This window comes from Vibrio sp. B1Z05, from assembly GCF_052955985.1.
The window spans coordinates 980,188-1,000,918 of record NZ_CP130463.1; the positions used below are offsets into that span (position 1 = coordinate 980,188).

Annotated in this window: 16 protein-coding genes and 1 pseudogene; 12 read left to right on the forward strand and 5 right to left on the reverse strand. The window is 42.2% G+C overall.

Annotated elements, in window-relative coordinates:
• The first annotated feature begins 56 nt into the window (after positions 1–56).
• The 5 genes from QV280_RS04580 (at position 57) to QV280_RS04600 (ending at position 4,002) form a co-directional block, all read left to right on the forward strand.
• Positions 57–488, forward strand: a complete 432-nt coding sequence (locus tag QV280_RS04580) for a glycine zipper family protein (protein ID WP_253912593.1) — start codon at positions 57–59, stop codon at positions 486–488.
• A 116-nt stretch (positions 489–604) separates the two neighbouring features.
• Entirely contained in the window at positions 605–844 is a 240-nt protein-coding gene (locus tag QV280_RS04585) for a hypothetical protein (protein ID WP_023404833.1), read from the forward strand.
• A 283-nt stretch (positions 845–1,127) separates the two neighbouring features.
• Positions 1,128–2,747, forward strand: coding sequence for a guanitoxin biosynthesis MBL fold metallo-hydrolase GntH (gntH, locus tag QV280_RS04590; RefSeq protein ID WP_152821921.1), 1,620 nt, complete (start codon positions 1,128–1,130; stop codon positions 2,745–2,747).
• Positions 2,748–2,846: 99 nt separating this feature from the next.
• Entirely contained in the window at positions 2,847–3,359 is a 513-nt protein-coding gene (locus tag QV280_RS04595) for a hypothetical protein (protein ID WP_152821923.1), read from the forward strand.
• Between the two features lie 118 nt (positions 3,360–3,477).
• Positions 3,478–4,002, forward strand: a complete 525-nt coding sequence (locus QV280_RS04600; RefSeq protein ID WP_447026274.1) for a hypothetical protein — start codon at positions 3,478–3,480, stop codon at positions 4,000–4,002.
• A gap of 112 nt (positions 4,003–4,114) precedes the next feature.
• Here QV280_RS04600 and QV280_RS04605 read toward each other — a convergent pair whose 3' ends face one another.
• Complete coding sequence (locus tag QV280_RS04605; protein ID WP_152821928.1) at positions 4,115–4,858, reverse strand: RluA family pseudouridine synthase; 744 nt, start codon at positions 4,856–4,858, stop codon at positions 4,115–4,117.
• A 295-nt stretch (positions 4,859–5,153) separates the two neighbouring features.
• Between QV280_RS04605 and QV280_RS04610 the strand changes: the two genes are divergently transcribed.
• Positions 5,154–6,134: a cell division protein FtsZ gene (locus tag QV280_RS04610; protein ID WP_152821931.1), complete on the forward strand. Its 981-nt coding sequence runs from the start codon at positions 5,154–5,156 to the stop codon at positions 6,132–6,134.
• Positions 6,135–6,136: 2 nt separating this feature from the next.
• A complete protein-coding gene (locus QV280_RS04615) occupies positions 6,137–6,913 on the forward strand; it encodes a hypothetical protein (protein WP_152821934.1) in 777 nt (258 codons plus the stop codon).
• Positions 6,914–6,964: 51 nt separating this feature from the next.
• Here the strand turns inward: QV280_RS04615 and sigZ are convergent, their stop codons facing one another.
• Positions 6,965–7,507: an RNA polymerase sigma factor SigZ gene (gene sigZ, locus QV280_RS04620; protein ID WP_152821936.1), complete on the reverse strand. Its 543-nt coding sequence runs from the start codon at positions 7,505–7,507 to the stop codon at positions 6,965–6,967.
• A gap of 301 nt (positions 7,508–7,808) precedes the next feature.
• Here sigZ and QV280_RS04625 point away from each other — a divergent pair.
• The 5 genes and pseudogenes from QV280_RS04625 to QV280_RS04645 form a co-directional block, all read left to right on the forward strand.
• Positions 7,809–8,039: pseudogene (locus QV280_RS04625) on the forward strand (DUF3622 domain-containing protein); the annotation flags it as partial.
• Positions 8,040–8,325: 286 nt separating this feature from the next.
• Entirely contained in the window at positions 8,326–8,535 is a 210-nt protein-coding gene (locus tag QV280_RS04630; RefSeq protein WP_152821938.1) for a DUF3955 domain-containing protein, read from the forward strand.
• A 208-nt stretch (positions 8,536–8,743) separates the two neighbouring features.
• Complete coding sequence (locus QV280_RS04635) at positions 8,744–10,528, forward strand: ABC transporter ATP-binding protein (RefSeq protein ID WP_152821940.1); 1,785 nt, start codon at positions 8,744–8,746, stop codon at positions 10,526–10,528.
• Positions 10,521–12,353: an ABC transporter ATP-binding protein gene (locus QV280_RS04640; RefSeq protein WP_152821943.1), complete on the forward strand. Its 1,833-nt coding sequence runs from the start codon at positions 10,521–10,523 to the stop codon at positions 12,351–12,353. The genes QV280_RS04635 and QV280_RS04640 overlap by 8 nt, the downstream gene beginning before the upstream one ends.
• Before the next feature lie 25 nt (positions 12,354–12,378).
• Entirely contained in the window at positions 12,379–13,929 is a 1,551-nt protein-coding gene (locus QV280_RS04645; RefSeq protein ID WP_152821945.1) for a glutathione synthase, read from the forward strand.
• A gap of 94 nt (positions 13,930–14,023) precedes the next feature.
• Here QV280_RS04645 and QV280_RS04650 read toward each other — a convergent pair whose 3' ends face one another.
• The 3 genes from QV280_RS04650 to catB form a co-directional block, all read right to left on the reverse strand.
• Positions 14,024–18,391 carry a hypothetical protein gene (locus tag QV280_RS04650; protein WP_447026266.1) on the reverse strand — a complete coding sequence of 1,456 codons (4,368 nt, stop codon included), beginning with the start codon at positions 18,389–18,391 and terminating at the stop codon, positions 14,024–14,026.
• A gap of 245 nt (positions 18,392–18,636) precedes the next feature.
• Positions 18,637–19,335, reverse strand: coding sequence for a metal-dependent hydrolase (locus QV280_RS04655; RefSeq protein ID WP_152821949.1), 699 nt, complete (start codon positions 19,333–19,335; stop codon positions 18,637–18,639).
• A 633-nt stretch (positions 19,336–19,968) separates the two neighbouring features.
• On the reverse strand, positions 19,969–20,613 hold the full coding sequence (gene catB, locus QV280_RS04660; RefSeq protein WP_152821951.1) for a type B chloramphenicol O-acetyltransferase: 645 nt from the start codon (positions 20,611–20,613) through the stop codon (positions 19,969–19,971).
• Between the last annotated feature and the right edge of the window lie 118 nt (positions 20,614–20,731).

Genomic DNA, 20,731 nt, shown 5'->3' on the forward strand with positions numbered 1-20,731 from the left:
TTATTAGTCTATCAATGTATCGGCAAATGGAGTTGCCCTTAGCCAGAGGACAGTTCATGAATTTCTCACGCTTTCCATTCCGAGTTAAATCACCCTATATGTTGTTATTTTTCAGCATATTGACTGCATTTCCTGCGATGTCCCACAACTTGATTTTTGACCAACAACAATACGATGAGCATGAGTTTGCCACCGATTTAAGACAATGTGAGGCGCTGATTAATGACGTGGGCAACCATCAAGGAAGCGGCGCTGTAGAGCAAGGCGTAAAACGTGGCGCAAGAGGCGCAGCGGCAGGTGCAGCAGCGGGTGCAATTTCTGGAAATTCAGGCTCTGAGGCGGCAAAAAAGGGGGCAGCAATAGGAACGACGATGGGGATATTGTCAGGTCGGGGATCGAAAAATGCCGCCGAGCAAAAGAACCAACAAGAAAGAGAACAAGTGATGCGTAACTGTATGACTGGGCGAGGGTATCAGCCGTTAAATTAACCTATCGAGTACGACAATACATAAACAGAGGTGAGGTTAGAACTAAAGCCACCTTTATAGTTATGCGGCAAATAGTAGGTAAATATAGGGGTATTCAAACAAACGAGGGCACTCATATGACCATAAATAAAACAGTGAACAAGACGATCAGCACAATCGCATTTATTGCTTTTTCATCCTCTTCATTCGCTCATGACTCAGACATTTCCTTAGAATCAGAGTTTGATGATTATGCTTATGAAGTCTTCCTCGATTCGCCAGATCCCTCACTCACTATGGTGTTTAATGAAGACGGCTTACAACACATTGAGCTGGATGATCAGCGGTGGGATATGAGCAATGACTTTCGTCTTTGATGACGCATAACCTCTCTACTTTCGATTTATTTTACGACCTTGCAAAAGCCACCACTTGGTGGTTTTTTTGTGCCTGTCACCTCAAGGCTAAAGATACTAACGATAGCGACTGATTATTGTGGCAGTGATACAAGCGATAAGCCGTAATACATAAATCAAAGTGAGGTTTTAAGCAAAGTTTGGCTAATTTATCGTGGTCAGATTTGGATATAAGATTTGCCACATCGGAGTGAGGAGGGAACTTCATTTCACAAACTTATTACTCAAACCGATAGGTAACACTATGAGAACTTTTGCGAAATTATCTTTGATTGCAACGGCGATGGTCGTATCAACCATGGCATTTGCGAATGACCCAATGCTGCAATACAACACTAAAAAAACGCATTCAGAAATTAAAAATCTTGAAAAGTTTGAATACCACGATGGTCAAACGCTTGAAGAATATCTTGCTGAACAACCAGAAGGCAAACTCTACTCATCAGAAGAAGATGTTCTTGCTGTTCTTATGGGCGGCGTAAACACCGGTGATTACCGAAAAGAAACCAATACCGGTTGGAAAGAAGGCCTGATGTTTGAAGGTATCGCACCGTATGGCGATCACATGGTATCAGGGGCAAACTGGTTCCCTCGCACCGAAGAAGTTCAGCCGGATGAAATGCGAGTCACCTTCATGGGTACATCGCCAATGATTCGTCCAGGACAAGCTAATACTTCTATTTATGTTGAGCTAGGTAATGGTTCAAATTTTGTCTTCGATTTGGGTGAAGCTTCTATTGCAAACTATGTTGCAGCGGGCGTGGCACTGAACGAGCTGGATCATATCTTCATCACTCACTTGCACGTCGACCATTATGGTTCTTTACCTTATCTGTATCAGTTTGGCGGCTGGAATGGGCGCTGGGAAAAACCACTTAATGTGTACGGGCCAAGTGGCGCATCTCCTGAGTATGGCACGCGCCATATGATTGAAGGTATGCAGCAAATGCTGAACTGGCACACTGATGCGTTTGATGTATTCCCTGCCGGCAACGACATTGTGGTGCATGAATTTGATTTCCGTGACGATGGCGGCGTGATTTATGACCAAGATAATGTGCAGGTGATTCACTGGCGCAGAAGTCACGCTAAAGATGGCGCATCGGGTTATCGCTTAAATTGGACTCAAGATGACGGCCGCGTACTGAGCTTTGTTTGGACCGGTGATGGCAGACCTACAGAGCTGGATTTGAAATACGCAAAAGGCGCGGATCTCTTTATTACTGAGTTGCAAACCGAGACCTTTGGCGTGTCATCCATTATTCAGGGCGTGCCACCATTTTTAGCTCGCTATACCGTTGACACGCACCATACACCCGCTTATGCCGCAGGTTATGTTGCCAATGAAGTTCAGCCTCGTTTGTTTATGACCACGCACATGACATTTGACCCGTATCTAAACGAAGAAACGGTTGCCGAAGTTCGCCACCACTGGAAAGGCCCTTACCACTTTGGCGCGCCAGATGGGATTGTCGTGAACATGACCAAAGACAATGCGTGGGTACGTGAAGGTATTTTGCCGAACTTCCCGAATGCCAGAGCGCCGCAGTTTGATTTGGCAGACGGTCAAGATTTCCGAATCCCATTACCAAAGAATCGTCGTGAAGACATTCAAGAACAGGAAATTCGTGACTTAGAAATTGATCCAAAACTGTACTATCCAGAAGGGTATATGCCTGAACTAATGACCGAATGGCCAGTGGACTCAGACATCATTATACCGGCAGAGTCTGTTCCAGAGTCAATGAAAGAAGGCATGAACACCAAGCAAGAGTATTTAGATAGAGTGCGAGAGCACCATGGTTTAGACCGTAAATCAGTCACGCGACCAACGCAGCCAACTGAGGGCGCAGATAAAGAATAATTGGCGCACGCAGAGGGTGTATGAGCACCCTCTTACCAAGCATTCATTTTAAACCATTTTATTTGTTCACTGTTATTTACTCATTATTTGGAGTTCATTATGAAGAAATCTTTAATCGCCGCTGTGGTTTTGACCTTAGTTTCAGGAACGGCTTTTGCCAACAACCAATCCAATGCACATGACTATCACCCAGGTGCGACTGACAACCAACAACGTTTAGCGCCAATAGACCCAAACTACGAGCTTACGCTACCTTCCGAGAAAAAGGGTTACACCATGTACGACAACCAATACATGTCAGAAGGGGGCACATATTCAACGTATGAAAAGCCTAACCCAACTGATGACATTCATGTTGCCGATGCTGGTTCGCTAAAAGTGACTCATGGGCAAGGCGGAGTAATCCAAACCCAATACACCACGAAAAATGGACAAAATACATTTTCTGTCATGTGCGGTTATACCTCTGGGCCGGCATATTGGGCCGATGGCAAGCCGGTGAATGTTTGTAAAGAGGCGCAGGCATTGGCGCAAGCATTAGAAGCCAAAGGTGAATGGAAACAAAACAAGATGACTTATACCTTGCCACCACAGCGAATCGTTATCGACTAGCAAGGTTTCATCATTTAGGAAGATTACAAGGGAGTGAGTTCGGGGAATCCAATTAGATTCCCCATCTAATACCAATTAAATAGCAAAGGCTAATCCCATGAAAAATATCGTTAATCCTATGAAAAAAGCAGTCAAACCTTTCATTATCATCTGTTCATTACTTGTCCCTACATTTGCATTGGCTGATGGGCACAATCACAGTCACAACTTTTTTAATCCAAAGCTCGAACAGCTTGGCAATGACATCATTGGATTAACTGTTTGCTATAAAAATGGCTATTTGTCTGATGCCGAGCAAGAGCCTGTGTTTGAAAACCTCATCGAGTATGCGCAGGTATCGGGAGAAGAGCTTGGGCTGTTTTATATGGATAGATTAGGCCAAAAAGCCGAAGAGATAATGAGTGATGAGCAAGGAAGGCAGATCTGGGACCAGACTTACTGCGCTGAGTTAACCGATAGCTTTCTAGATACAGATAAGTTGGCGCAAAAATCAATGCATAATGAAGCGCACCACCATCATCATGATGATCATCACAGTCATTCCCACGATCATGGTCATTCTCATGGGCATCACAATGAAAACATTGACCCAGAAACGGCGCAGCAAGATCTAGAACGAGGTCGATTGCTGAGTATTCAATAGCTTAGATAGCCAGTTTATGGCTCGCAAATTTAAGGTTCTTGGCTTGGAATGGGATTTCTTTTTGGTCTTGATATTCGCCATTTGGAGCCAGAACCTTAAATCCCCACTTTATCTAAAAAGGGTTTGGGCTATGCCCGTGCATAGCTTCGCCCGTAGTGGGGTGGGTAAAATAAATATCGCTGGCATGCAGCATTAAGCGCTGGCTTTGGCTTTGATGAGAGTTAGAAAGGTCGAGATTGTTATAAAGATCGCAACCGATAATAGGGTGACCAAATTCAAGGCTATGGATACGCAATTGATGAGTCCGCCCAGTAACAGGGCTGTACTGCACTAAAGTTCTGGCTGGATTATCTAAACGTTGTATAACCTGATAATCACTTGTCGCACTCTTGCCCGTTTCGTGACAGATTTTTACCCGAGGGAATAAGGTTTTATCTTTGGCAATCGGCGCACAGATTTGTCCACTATCGGCCTCAACCCAGCCAGATAGCATTGCTAGGTAACATTTTTGAACTGTGCGGGTTTGAAACTGTTGATTGAGGCTTTTTGATGCCTCGCGATTTAGCCCTACCACCATAATGCCAGAGGTGCCTAAATCGAGTCGATGTGGCAGTTTTGCCTCGGCAAATACAGGCGTTGCCTGTTGTCCATCGACTCCAATTTGACCGTTCACTAAACGATAATGCACCGAATCCCAATTTAGCGGATTTTTCCCTGACAAACTCAGCAAGCCACTGGGTTTATTAATCAATAAAATATCGCGGTCTTGATAGATGATTTCTACAAGGGCTTTGCACTCTGGCGCCACAAAGTTATCGATGATTTCTATGGCGGTAGAAGAGCCGGATTGAGACATGTAACGATCCTGAGGTAATAATACTCATCCCTTAATTACGATGCGGGGTGTAAAAAAGCAAACTGAGCGATGGATGCAAAAGAGCTTACCAGAAATTGCTTAGTGAGAGGTATTAGACAACAGCCATGCGGCTCCAAATCTTCTCTTTAGCTCCTCTTTTCTAGTATTCATCTGCTGTTAGATCTCACTTTCAAATAATTATCCCTATGATTTGTATGTGTATATGGATTAGCGACACTCTACGTCGCTATGCAAGTTATGCTTTTCCTCTATCTGAATATAGAAGGAAACTTACATGTTTTTACCTGAGCATTTGCATCGAATCGCTGTCGTTGGCGTAGGGTGCTGTGGTCACAATACGATTAACTACATCAAAAAAGAGTTGGATGACAATGTCGATCTGTTTGTCTTTGATACCGACTCACGAGGCCTAGAAAGTGATGAGCGAGTCACTCGTATGGCGATTGGTCAACAGGTAACGGATGGGCGCAGTGCTGGGGCGATCCCTAGTGTGGGTGAAAAAGCCGCTCATGCTTCATTTGATGAGATAAAGCAGCACCTTACTGGCTATGACATGATCTTTATCGCTGGTGGACTTGGCGGTGGCACAGCAACCGGCGTTATCCCCGTGTTGACGAAAATGCTCAGTGAAGAGGAGTGTCTTTGCGTCACCATAGTCACCACGCCCTTTGGCTTTGAAGGCAAGAAAAAGCAATTTTTTGCCCAAGAGGCGATAACAAAAATTAACGCCACATCAGATTCGTGTGTGACGGTTTCCAACCAAAAACTGCTGCACACTATGCCCAAAAGTAGCACCTTGATTGAAGCGTTTGAATCTTCCAATCAGGTTCTCAAACGTTCACTACTGGGCATTTACTCTCTAATTTCGACCACAGGCTACATCAACTTAGATTTTGCTGATGTAAGAACCGTTATCAGCGGTGCGGGTGCTACTGTGATCGGTTATGGGCAAGGTGTGGGCGAATATCGAATCAAACAGGCAGTGGAAACCGCACTGATCAATCCTTTATTGGAAGATTATGATTTAGAAAAAGCTAAAGCGGTGCTGATTAACATTACTGCTGACCATTCATTAAGGTTGGATGAAATCCATCTCGCCGGTGAGTTGCTTACTGAGAAGATTGAATCAGAAATCCCCATTATTATCGGCACGGTGATCAGTGATTTTCCTCAAGATGATATAAAAATCTATGCCATTTTTAGTGGCGTGGAGAAGAAAGTGAGTAACTTACTCAAGCCAAAAGGGATTGAGTGATAATGAGCATAGAGAGTGAGGCAGTGGCGACTGAGACGGTAATCCAAGACCCGCGGCTTTTACCCGTGGCATACAGTGAACAGTGTGCCGATTTCTTAATTATATCTAATCGGTCGCATGTGTTATCAGTGGCTCTATTATCAGCCATCGGGCGTACTTGCTTTGCCTCTGCAAAGCAGGTGAGTAGTGCGTGTTTAACCCCGTTTGATCTGATTGTGATTGTCGATGACGGAATGGATCAAAGTGAGGTGCGTCGTTTGCAAAGTAAATTGCAGCAGGGCAAGGCGTATTTTACTGTGGTAGTCGCTGACAATGAAGCCACTAGGCAACGTTGGCTTGGTCAGGTCGATAGTGCATTTTGCATCGAGAGTCAGCATCAGCAAGGCAATTTCATCAATCGAATACTAGAAAGTATCGAGCTAAAGGGGTTTGTTTGTATTGATTATGCCGATATTTATTCTGTGTTCTGCAACATGGGAAAAGGGTATTTCTTTCAAGGAAGCGCGAAAGGAAAATTTCGGGTGTTCAATGCTATTGATAACGCACTAGGAGATTTTGCACGTGGCAGTAACAGTAGCGGTGATATCAAACCCGACACAGCATTGATAGTGCTGAGCGGTGGATTAAACATTACGTTAGACGAGTGGGAGTCAGCTTTAAGGTATCTCGACTCAAAGTTGCCAGAACATTGCTGCACAGTAGGCGCGACAAAACTACTGGCCGATGGACTGATTGATGAAACGCTAATGGTGTCCATTTTTTTGAACCAAGCAAGGTGATTTCGTTTTTTTAGGCTTTTCATATGTTCGAAAAGCCTAAATGCCGCCATTTTACTGAGGCTTACACTCTTTGTATTTCTTGTGATAATCCACCAGATTACCTTTTGTATCCATCTCAAAATCACAGCACTGCTTAAAGGCGGCGTGTAACGTATTGCGACTTTTCTTAACCCTAGATTTTAGGGTGGAGTATTTGATGCCGTGTTGCTCGGCATAATCCTTTTGTGAAATGCCTTCAATTTCAATCGCATTCAGTAGTTGTTTGTCGTCTTCATCTAATGCATTGATAAAGGGTAATACGCACTCAGCAAGTTGGTCATACAACTGCTGATTAGGTTGCTCGTGCCATAAGTCTTCATTTTCTAGAGGCTGATTTTTGCTTTGTGTACGATAAAAATCGATGATGCTACGCTGCGCAATCTGAAACAGCCAAGGCTTGATCTTGGTGAGATCTTTTACAGTATTCAAACTGCGATAGGTTTTGATTAAGATTTCTTGCAAGAGATCATCTACATCGTCAGGGTTACTGATGTTTTTATGCAGAAAGGCTTTTAGGCTAGTTTGGTATTCTGCCCAAATGGTTTCAATATTCATCAAATAGGATCTCTAGTTTTGTCAGGGTGCGTGCCACAACAGTATCGCATGCAAAAAGCGTTGTTATTTCGGCAATATCATCTCATAGAGTTTACGAGAACCAAAATAAGCAACCAAGCGATAAAAGATTACAAAAAGATAGGCGACTATGTTTTAATGACGCCCTACTAATAGATAGGGTTATTAATGAATGCTATCTGTCACTTTTTTAACCAATAAAGCTTATGTCTAAAATGCAGTTTGGCAAGGTGTGCAACCGAACCTGAGTGTGTTGCATTGAAGCTTTTTTAGGGAAACAACTATGTCTGATCATAAAAAATTTACTGTACGCACTGTTGAAAAACGTAACGGTTGGTGCGGTGAAATCGTACGTCAAATCTCATCACGCAGAACGACGGTTTCTAAGCGCGAAATGGGTTTTGCAACTGAAGCTGAAGCACAAGCTTGGGGCGAGAAAGAGCTAGAAGTTTTTGTACAACACCAAGCTGAACGCAACAAACGTAAAGCTGCTGAGCGTAAAGCTAAAGAGCAATAAGCTGTCGTTATAAGCTCAAGTAGAACAAGACTTTACATGGAAAATAGATTTATCAAATAGTACAAGTTGATAGAGCCCTAACGCTTTTAAAATGGACAGTAAATGAGTGTAGGGGCTTGGCTAATAAGTTCTTTATTTTGCCATTATTCGTTTAATCATCCCGCTTTAGTTATCGATAAACCTCGTCATTATTAGCACTAAAAATATCGGCAAAAAGCGTGAACTAATTTTGCTTTAGTCGGGTCAAAATACCTATATTCCTCTGCAAATTCTCGATGCTTTTATGAAATTACTCAAAACATATTGGTTAGGGTTAACACTGCTTTGTTTATCCTTGTTCAGTGCGATGGCTTTTTGGGTGGGTGACCCAACGGTAGCCGACGACGGTCGTTTACGTGAATCATTTGCATTTATTCCTTTAGCTTGGTTGTTTTTAGCGGGTGGGTTGGTTAGTCTCATCTGCGCTTTCCTTTGGGGGAAAAAGCACAAGTAATCGAGCATTTCTTAGAAAATTCTGCCTTTTCGTAATATTTTTTAAAAAATTTTCGTCTTTTCTTCTTTGGTTGCGTCTTATGTGAGTGATTTAAATGTTTACTTGCAAAAGGCGGAAGGAGAATGCGATTTCTTCCCTAAAGTAAGGTTTATTCGTCTAGAGTAAGCAGGTTGCGGCTAAATTTAGTGATAGAAGAAATTGGGTAATTATGAAAATTCTTTGGAAATTAAAAGGCTATCTGAAACGATTTCGCCGACAATATTTGATAGCGTTTGCGGCATTGCAGTTAGTCGCATTAGTCAATTTGCTTCCTTCTTGGCTTATTGGTCGAATTATCGATGGCATTAGCGCCGATACTTTAGATACTCGAACCCTGATTATCCACATTTTGGGTATCGTGGTGTCGGGCGCTGCTATGTATGGCCTGCGATTTGTTTGGCAGAGTAAATTGTACGGCTCATCTATCGCCATTACGCGCATTATACGTAGCGAGCTATTTCACAAGTTCTCTTTGTTATCACCTGCTTTTTATTCTCGTCGCAGTACCGGAGATTTGATGGCGCATGCCACTAATGATCTGAATGCGGTAGAAGAAACCTTAGGCATGGGCATCATGACCTTAGTGGATTCTTTTATCGCTGGCATTACGGTCATCTTAGGCATGATCTTTGTAGTGAGTGGTCAACTAACCGCAATTGCTTTACTGCCTTTTCCTTTATTAGTGCTGATTACCCGACGTTACGGCATCACGTTGCACAAGGCGTTTGGTAAAGCGCAATCGGCATTTTCAGATTTAACCGAAGAGACAAGAGAAACAGTATCGGGCATACGTGCGGTACGCTCACACGGCATTAGTGCGCGCCAAGAGCAACGCTTTGCCGACAACTTAGACGATACGGTAGAAACTAACTTAGCCGTGGCGAAAGTCGATTCCGCATTTGGCCCGACAATTCAGTTGGTGTACGGATTATCATTCGTTATTTCATTAGGCTACGGAGCATGGTTAATACAGCAAGGCAGTATTACCGTCGGTTTATTTACCACCTTTACTTTGTATTTAGGGCAATTACTTGGCCCATTTTTGCAGTTTGGTTGGCAGTTTAATGTGTTCCAACGGGGCAGCACCTCGTGGTCGCGCTTAGAGAAATTGTTTGCGGAAAATATCGAAGTGCAGGAAGGGGATAAAACGCTACCTAGCAATACAACCGATTCAAGTATGAGCTTTGATATTGCCTCTTTTACTTATCAAAATGCCAATCGTAACGCTCTAGAGCAGATCAAATTTGATTTACCATCTGGTGGTCTAGTGGGAATTACTGGCCCTACAGGCAGTGGTAAAAGCACCCTCATACATTTGGCATTGCGTCAGTTTCAGCTTGATAACGACTCGGTGATTCACTTAGCAGGAATGCCAACACAAAACCTCACTTTTGAATCTTTGCGTAGCAAATTAGCGTGGGTACCGCAAAAACCACATTTATTCTCTGGAAGCATCGCTGAAAACATCGCGCTAGCAAACCCTACTGCGACTCAATCTGAAATAGAACATGCTGCGGATATGGCGGGCATTAAACAAGAGATAGAGGCAATGCCAGAAGGTTTTGCTACGCCTTTACGAGAGGGTGGTAGCAATTTATCCGGTGGTCAAAAGCAGCGTCTAACCCTTGCTAGAGCCTTATTATCTGGCGCCGACGTACTGCTATTAGACGACCCATACAGTGCGCTAGATATGAAGACTGAAGTGCAAGTGCGTAAAAACTTAAAAGCACATTATTCTCATAAAACTGTGTTATTGGTGACACAACGTCTGACGAACCTTATCGAAGCAGACCATATTTTGGTGCTGAAAGACGGTCAAATTGAAGAGCGCGGATCACATCATCAGCTAGTTGCTAATCAAGGTTGGTACTCAACGGTGTATCAGCGTCAAAGCCAATTGGGTAAGGCGGTTAGCGCAGAAAAATCAGGTCTAGAGGGAGCAACTCATGAATAATTCTCAAGCGAACGCTAGCCTTTATCGCAGACTACTGGCTTTTTCATTACCGCACAAAGCTCGTTTTGGGTTTGCCTTTGCTATGTTGGCGTTATCGGTATGTGCCGAAATGGCGATTCCATGGCTGGCAAAAGTTATCTTAGATGAGGTGATAGTCCCTGGGCAGTTTGAATGGCAACAACTGCTGATGCTAACTGGTTTGGTGTTGCTGTTTTATATCTTTGCCGCAGTGTTTGGCTATTTACAGGCCATAACCTTTAAACACGGTGCTCTGCTGGTGGTTAAAGATGTGCGCACTAAGCTGTTTCATCACGTATTGAATTTTCCTATTGCGACCTTTGATAAATTGCCAACGGGTAAGCTAGTGTCATACATCACCAACGACACGGAATCGCTACGTAATATGTATGTATCGACTATCCCAACGGTGATCCAAGGCGCATTGCGCATAGTGGCCATTTTTATCGCGATAGCGCTTCTAGATTGGCACTTAATGTTGATTAGCTTAGTGCTGATTCCCATTTTGCTGATGACGATGCACTTGTATCGAAAAATATCTATGACAGTGTTTGATGGTATTCGCGTACAAGTGAGCAACATTAATGGTCAAATTAACGAATCTTTAGAAGGAATGGCGTTAATTCAGGCATTTCGTCAGCAAAAAGCCTTTCAAGCTAAATTTGAGAAAGAAAACCAAACTTGGTTTAACTTTCGCACCAAATCCGTTGCCATTGATAGCTTAATGCTTTTGCCATTGACTCGCTTAATTGCAACCTTAACTGCCGCTGGCATTGTGGCGTGGTTTGCGGGCGCTTCGTTATCGACCGTGGTTGAAATTGGTACGTTATATGCGTTTTTGAATTACATCGAACGCTTTTTTGACCCGTTCCGACAGCTATCGATGGAGCTGCGTAAGTTGCAAGTGGCAACCGTATCTTCAAAACGCATTTTTGAACTGCTTGATGATAAAGCAGATTTAGAGCATAACCTACCAGAAGTGAACATTGATGCCGCTCACGACATAGAGTTTCGTAATGTGACCATGGAGTACGAAGAGGGCAAGCCCGTTCTAAAAAACGTCAGTTTCACCGCAAAAGGCGGCAAGTTTACCGCCATTGTTGGACATACCGGTAGCGGTAAAAGCTCGGTGATTAACCTTTTGATGCGTTTTTATCAGCAAAAAGAAGGGGAGATCTTAATTGGTGGACAACCTTTACAGGCGCTACCTGAGTGGCAATTGCGTCAGTTGTTTGGTCTAGTTTCTCAAGACCCAACCATTTTCAGTGGCACTATTGCTGACAATATCGATCTCTCATTAAGTGATAAAGAAAAACCGCTGGATGCCGATATTAACAACCATAGCCAGCAAGCCATTCGCGCCGCGCAGACAGTGAAAGCAGATCGTTTTATTGAGCGATTGCCGGACGGGTTTGAGCACATTATTGCCAATGGCGGTGCGTCGCTGTCAGTGGGTGAGCGCCAACTATTAGCATTGGCTCGTGCTATTTCGCACGATCCTAAGATATTTTTATTGGATGAAGCCACGGCCAATATTGACTCAGAATCTGAAGAAACGGTCAAACAAGCATTAGAAAATATCCAAGATGGCAGAACCGTTATTACTGTTGCGCACCGTTTATCGACCATTAAAAACGCCGATCAAATATTGGTGATGGATAAAGGTAAAGTCGTGCAAAGTGGCACTCACCAAACCCTTATCGAGCAGCAGGGCGACTATCGCGATTTATACCTTGCGCAAAAAGCGCAAGAAGAACAAGAACATCAAAACAGCACGCTTGGCCTAACAGCTGAAAGCGTGGCATAACAGATTATTAAATGAGCTATACAGTATGAATGATTACACAAAAAATGAGCAGGCAATAAATAATCGCACTGCGAATAGTGACACGTTGGATACACATTCACAGACTCAAAACTCGAATGCTTTATTGCCTCAAGAGATCATCGACGATCTTTTAGAGTGGGAAATAATGCATGGCGTGGCGTTTCGTCAAACAGACAATACGGCAAGACATGTGCCGTTTAGTATTGCGCCGATGAGCATGCAAAAGCCGATTTATGAGCATTTATTGGCAGTAACCCCTTTAATTGCCAAATTGATCAGTAATGTGTCGGAAGACCATCCATTTTTACAACAATCACTGACTGATATGGCAAAAGCCGATCCGTTTTTTGGCCGTTTAATGGAATTGCATCAACAAGCACATGGTGATGCAAACCAGCCATTAAATCCTGCTCGTCAACCGTTGCTATTGATGCGCACCGACTTTATGGACGATCGCAAGCACGGTGCAAAAGTGATTGAATTTAATGGCATAGCAGCAGGAATGGGGCCATTTGGTCAAAGAGCCGCTGAACTGCATAGTTATGTTAATAATCAGTGGAGCTCGGTATATCGTAACTGGTTAGAAGATGAAACTGCGCTTCCCGCTGAAAATAACGGCATGCAGCAACTGGCGCACGGCATTGCTGTTGCAACGAAAAAGGTGAGTGCTCATTTTGCCTCATTGGGTGAAGACAGCGCGACGCAAAAGCCGACATTTTTGATGGTGGTACAAAAAGACGAAGACAACGTTTATGACCAGCACTTATTGGAAGTGGCACTGCAGAACTTAGGCATTCGTACGGTGCGCCGCACCTTTGAACAGCTCAATAACCAACTTTCTAGCGGAAAAAATCAGCGTTTACTACTCGAGAATGTCGGCGCTATTGATACGGTATATTTGCGAGCGGGTTACCAATATACCGACTATTGGGCGCCCGAGCTTCACGAAGATATCTGCTGTCATACGCTAAGCCAAACTCGTTTGTTTATCGAAAAACACTACGTGGCAATGAACGCCACAATCAGTCAGCAACTGGCGACCAGTAAATCGATGCAGATGCTACTGACTACTATGCCCGCGCAAGAGTACGCTCGTTGGGGATTGACCGAACAAGAAGCGGCACTTGTGAAGAGTGTTCTTGCAGATATGAAGCCTATTTCGACACAAACTATCGATTGGTTTAACACCTCGGCAGACAAACAGGCATGGGTGTTAAAAAACCAAGGCGAAGGTGGTGGTCACTGCGTATTTGGCGAAGATATTAGTGCAACACTGGCAAATTTAAAGCCAGAAGAGTACGACGCTTGGGCACTGATGCAGCGCCTATACCCACACGAGCGCGACACGCCAACGATTGCCGTTCGTGATGGCAAGCAGAGCCTTGTAAGCGATTTAGTCAGTGAAATTGGCTTATTTACCGCCCACTACCGAGGCGAACCCGTCACCGAACATAAGGGGTATGCTGGCTACTTAATTCGTAGCAAACCCGCGAGTGAAAATGAGGGTGGCATTCATAGTGGGCAGGGGATTTTGGATTCTTTGGCGTTGGTTTAAAGGCAGGCGCTACTCTAGTTTTATAAACAAACGCCAGGGCTGTACGCTCTGGCGTTTACTTTTGTGCTCAAATCATAGAACACTAGGATATGACTTATTCAACATCAAATCGTAAATTTTCAGTAAACTGATATTGACGATTATTGCCTGCTAAGTCTCTTACCGTCATTTCAGTTAATCCCCATGTTCCTGGGGCTGAACCAACGGGTAGTATAGTTTCAAATACGTACTGGATTGGCGTGGTAGCATCGCAATTAGGGTCATCTTTTAAAGCCTGACTATTACATTTGAAATAACCACCTTCCTGATCGGGGGCTGTGGTTTTATCCGCGCTGTCATGTTTTGAATGCCAGAAGTGAAACTCTTGGCCTTGAGGATTTCTCAATCTGATCCCGGTGATATTTAATCCTGAAGCCGTTGCTAGAGGTTGCTCTTCGTATGCCCAATAGTAAATCTTAACTATTGTTTCACCATTTGGGTTGTCTGGATTTGATGGGGCAGCAGTTACTCGAAGGCATGTTTCATCCTCATCTTCAGATTGACATACCTGTTGATTAATCAAAGGCGAATTAGTATCAGGAGTACTTCCCGATACTACGAGTGTGATTGGATCTTCATGAGTCGGATGGTTTGCGGTAAAGCTTGTTTTTCCTATATTCAATGCTTTGTCCTTCATAGTTATATATCTAGGGCCATAGTTTCCCAATGGAATAAAGCGAGTGACTAGCCAGTCTATCGTACAAATATTTGTAGCATCACTACGGCTAGATACTTCAGGAATATAATGACTATGTAGTTCGTGACTATATTGACCCCATCCGAAGTCAGCGGATTGATTACTTATAGTTGCATAGCAGTAACCTTGATCCATCGACTTATTCTCATTTAGTAGCCATTGTAATTGCAACAATTGCTCATCTTCTTTTAATTCAACAGGAGAATCAGTAGAGTCAGAGTTAAATAAGTTCAAAGTCATGCTGTCTTTGACATATTGGGGCGCAACAATATCTGAATTTGCATTATTGATATAGAGACGCCAACCATAGTCCGAGCTTGCTAGTTTTTCGATTCTACGATTGCCAACTTGATCGAAAACGACTATTTCAGCGGGCACCCACCAACCTTTAGCTGCTTCTGCTGGAAGATCGAATCTTGCGATTAATTTAGAGTCGAGTTGTGCTCCATTAGCAGGTTTAAAGTATTGATCTTTATATGTTCCAATTGGGCTTAGTAAGCGCATATACGCACCGGATGCACCGTCAAAACAATTGTCTTGGTTACTGCAGTTATCACTTGTGTGTAATCCAAGAGTCACTTCTACACTTTTCTTTTGTTCTGGCGCGCCATATACAGAGATATCGACACTATTGATTTTTCCTGGATATATATAATCTGGGTATAAATTAAGCACTTCAAAAGTGAGATCAGGACGAATTACACTGAGATAGATACTACCTTGCATAATATAGTCTCGGATGAATTCGTATTTTGGCAATGCTCTTGAACGCAATAAATCAGGATTGGTTAAAAAGTAAGAAATACTTTCTGCCATATCTTCATTAGGGTTCAACTTAGCGGCATACGCTGTCACAAATTGAGTGGTGCTACATGATGCCCATTGTCCGTCAAAAACAAGTTCACCATCAAATTTGGGATGATCATGTACTTCAGTTAAAACATTTAATGTTTCTGGGTCTACGTTTGGTGGTGTCCAATTATCAGGGTCTTCTGCCCATTGTTTACAGTTCCCGTCGGTATCTCCTGGAATATACCACCCAGATTTTTTTAACCATTCATATTTGAGGTCATTTGAGAATGCGTAGTCCCATAAGAAGTGAGACTTTTCGTGAATAATTAAACGTTGAATATCACCAATAAAGTTTTGCGTAAAGGCTGATTCCATAAATTCAACATAATTAGCTGATGTCCAAGCTACAGCCGGTGCGGCAGAATATAACGGGTGAGGAAGTCCATTCGCACGTCTTAAGAAGTAACGCAGGCCGCCTTTTTCATTAGGCAGACTGAGATCTTTCATTCCTTGAGGGAATTCTTCTAAAATAGCAATGATTGCAATTAATTCTTTTGGTTGAAATATTTGCCATATATTTGCATTACGATCGTCGTCTATTACTGGAATAGTCTTGTAGAGCCCGTTAAAGTTACGAGTAGTCGCTATAATTACGCCGTAACGCTGTTTGAGTATATGAGCCGCTACATCAATTTTTTGGCCATTGTCTGTAACAAAGCGAATAGCTGCGTTATATAAACGGTTAGAGAAGAATCGTCCACGCTTACCATCAACAGTCACGATTGTTGGTGATGCATATTTGAATGTTTGAGTAGAAATTTTAACTTGAGTGCTAGCATCTGTTAAATTGGTGACTTCAATATCGTCTGTCAAAAGTTCGTCAGTTAATACCCAGTGACTTGCATACGGATGCTCAGCAGCCGACCCTCCTGAGAGTTGATTTGGAAAACTTTCAAGGCCCGTTCTTTTTAGCATTTCAAGTAGACGGTACGCATGTTCCTGACTCCAAGGGACATCTGAATCATCTAAAATAATACCAAACAGAGACTGTAGGGTTGCACTTGCATGGGAATCTACATCGCTATAATCTTGGACTATAATTTCTATCGGTAAGTCTTTGTTTATATATGATGAATACTCTCGTCCCGCCGTGTTGATATCTTCAGACCAGTGATATTGGAAGTGATCTTGTTCTAACCCATCAATGCGTTCGGCATTAAATTGAGCAAAAGTACCGGCATTAATTTTGATGACATTACCATTAACTTCTGACAAAGAAGTTTTAGCTCTTGGGCTATCATTTTCTTCGACACTATCATCGGCATCTGCAATTTTATATCCTGCTTGGCTAACAGTTAAAATATAATCTTGTTGCTTATTTAATCCTTCAAACTTCAGTTCACCATCTTTGGATGTGGTTGTAATGAGTACACTTTTGTCATCTGAAGTTAAGGTTCCGATAATTGGACGGTCATTACTTGCACCTGAAACATCGACGATAATTTCCTGGTCGCCAACCGTACGTTCAAATTGAGCGTTTATCGTGCAATCGTTCGATACATTAGTGATGTAGTATTTATTGTCTTTTAAGCTACCACCACATCCACTAATTGACTCTAAGGTATATTTATCCTCTGTGGAAACATCAAATTGAGCATTCTCTCCATAAGCTATGCTCATTGAGCTCGGTGATACGTTACCACCTTCCGATGAGTGTGCAGTTATGTGATATATAACGGGGGCAAAGGTTGCGATTACCTCACAGTTATCTTTCAATACTCCAGTCTTATATGTATTTCCGTTTAATGTGCCATCACAGCCTTCAATATGTTTGAGTTGATATCCATCATTAGCATTTAAATCAAAACTTGATGTCTCTCCATAATTAACACTTTGCTCTTTTGGTGAGATAGTTCCACCAGTATTTGCATGAGATAGAGCTTTTATTATTATTGGTGTAAATTCGGCGGCAATACTACAATCATTTGTGATTAGTCCAGTATTGTATTGAGAGCCGGCAAGAGCCCCTTTACATCCAGTTACTTCACTAATCTCATAGCCATCATCAGCATTTAAATTAAAAGTATATGTTGAACCATGTTGTGCATCTTGAGTTTTAGGAGTAATACTTCCTCCTAATGATGTTGTGCTTGTTATTGTATAATGTTGGGGAGGGGTTGGGTTATTATTGGAATTAAATTGAGCGGTTATCGTGCAATCGCTCGATACATTAGTGATGTAGTATTTATTGTCTTTTAAGCTACCACCACATCCACTAATTGACTCTAAGGTATATTTATCCTCTGTGGAAACATCAAATTGAGCATTCTCTCCATAAGCTATGCTCATTGAGCTCGGTGATACGTTACCACCTTCTGATGAGTGTGCAGTTATGTGATATATAACGGGGGCAAAGGTTGCGATTACCTCACAGTTTTCTTTCAATACTCCGGTCTTATATGTATTCCCGTTTAACGTGCCATCACAGCCTTCAATATGTTTGAGTTGATATCCGTCATTAGCATTTAAATCAAAGCTTGATGTCTCTCCATAATTAACACTTTGCTCCTTTGGTGAGATAGTTCCCCCGCTACTTGCATGAGATAACGCTGTTACTATTATTGGTGTGAATTCGGCGGCAATATTACAGTCATTTGTAATTAATCCTGTATTGTATTGAGAGCCTTTAAGGGCCCCCTCACATCCAGTTACTTCACTAATCTCAAAGCCATCCTCAGCATTTAAATTAAAAGTATATGTTGAACCATATTGTGCATCTTGAGTTTTAGGAGTAATACTTCCTCCTAATGATGTTGTGCTTGTTATTGTATAATGTTGGGGAGGGGCTGGGTTATTATTGGAATTATCATCACCGCCACAGGAGACGACACTGATCGCTAAGCCTAATATCACTAGGCTATTATTTAAATTCATGAAACCTACCACTATTGTTGACCAAGATTCACATTGTTATTTATTTTATATGCATGAAATAAATAGCAATACTCTTCTATTTGCTAAAATTAATGTCAGAAAAAGTAGTATATTTGAAATGTTATTTTTTATCTTTGATACAATTCATATTTTATTAATGTCAGACATATAGATTAATATGCAACTATATTTACATGGCTGGTTTTTATAATACTTGGTAGAACAACCATTAATGGTTGTTCGATTTAATAGAACTTAAAATGATTCCAGTTGCTTAAAACATGTATGAACTCCGTCATATTTGGCGAATACCAATATCCAACAACACAGATAGCGACTAAGCTAACGCTTAATAGGATATGATTTTCGGGAAGCAGTTTAAGCGCTGTGCCGAACGAGTTTTTAAGTTTAAATCGGCTAAATTCCACGCTATTTATCTCATCCATCAAGAGATGCAATAAAAACCCAACCAAGAAGAAAAAGCCTGTGAGCCATGCAGTCATAGCGGGCTTTATCACTAAGTGTCCTGCAAGATAGAAAGTGACGTTAACCAAAACTAGCGTATTTGCGATGCCGAAAATAATAGAGTGGCAGGCGCCGCGGTGGGCGGTGATCTTCTTGAAAATTCGTAATAGCACTTGGTGTAAAAATAGGTAGATGGCTAACGGAATGAGCAGTAAGCGCAGTAACCCGGTTGGGGTATGAGCATCACCTATGACGTAATGCATGGCACCAAAGCACAGGGCTATGGACATGGCGCCATAAATGACTTCAAGAGAGGTGGAACTATCTGAGTCAATATCGGGATATAGGCTACCTATTGAGCCAATAAACCATAGCCATAGTGCGGTCTGAATAGTGATGTCACCTTTTGCCACTAGGGTCGCGGCAGCAATGCCTGTGACGGCGACACCGGCTTTAAGGTGCGTTTCAAAGTTTGCCATTTGAGGTATTTTCGTGATTGATGAGGTTTAGTTTATGAAAATTAACCTTATGCTTGGTAACTGGCAAGTTAGAGGTTTGTCAGGTTTAAAGCATAGTCATTTTTAAATTTTCTTTTGTAATCAGTAATTAATCCATGATGTTAGGGCACTGTAGTGTTTTGGTTATCATTAATGGTTGTAGTGACTAGAATTAATCAATTTGATTATTGGCACGACATCTTTTAACGCAAACTCTAAGCTTTGCATTGCTTCACTACCTAGTATTTGAGTTTCAATCTGGGGCTAGAAAGTGATGCTTTTTACGGGCAATAGCGTGAATAGTTGCTCTAGATTAGACAAGTTACTCGTTGATTCGTTATTCAATTTAATTTCTTTGAGATAGTTATTTACACCTTAACTATATTTTTCACAGGATCATTTTTAATCCAGTTCACGGATATAAGTAATCGTTCATCGTTAGCAGATGACATAGCCGTTCATGACACGTTTAATTATACCAATCGTACTAAATAACTGGTCATTCTAGCTTGTTAAAATGCTCGATAACGGCGTTAGAATTTTTGATTGTAGAATAACGACTTATCAAAATTCTGCCTTGTTCTCGAGCATTTTTCTTGCACTAGTTCTGATCACTTACTTAGTGTGGTTGGTATTAGATATTTGCGATTGCCAATACTGATACAGCGCTTGAATATCGTTCGAGCACAAATAGGGCACAGCTTGTTTAAGAACGCCTTGCGGCCAATCCCACCACTGCATCTCTAGTAGCATAGTGATTTCAGTGTCAGAAAAACGAAATTTAATGTGCTTAGCCGGGTTTGACCCTACTATTTCATAAGGGGAAACGTCTTTGGTAACAACAGCGCGACTTGAAATCACAGCGCCATGCCCAATGTTTACTCCGGGCATAATCATCGCTTCCGTCCCAATCCAAACATCATTACCTATTATGGTATCTCCGACGCGCTCAAAACCATCTTTGGCTTGTGCAAAAGTATCATCATCTTGATAGAAAAACGGAAAAGTACTTATCCAGTCATGCCTGTGCCCTTGATTCCCCGCCATAATAAATGCCGCACCAGAACCAATAGAGCAAAAACTGCCAATAATAAGCCTATCAACATCATCTCTATCAGGTGCAAGATACCGAGCACAATCATCAAAACTGTGTCCATGATAGTACCCAGAGTAATAACTGTGCTTACCTACAATGATATTTGGGTTAGTCACTTGCTGCTGCAACGGCACACCAGCGAAAGGGGATTCAAAGTAGTTCATGTTTATTCTCTAGGTTTTAGGGGCGCTGTTGCGGGGTCAGGTCTTGAAATTTGCATAAATACTATTTATGCAAATTTCAAGACCTGACCCCGCTTTATCGAATAGTAGATCGGGAGCA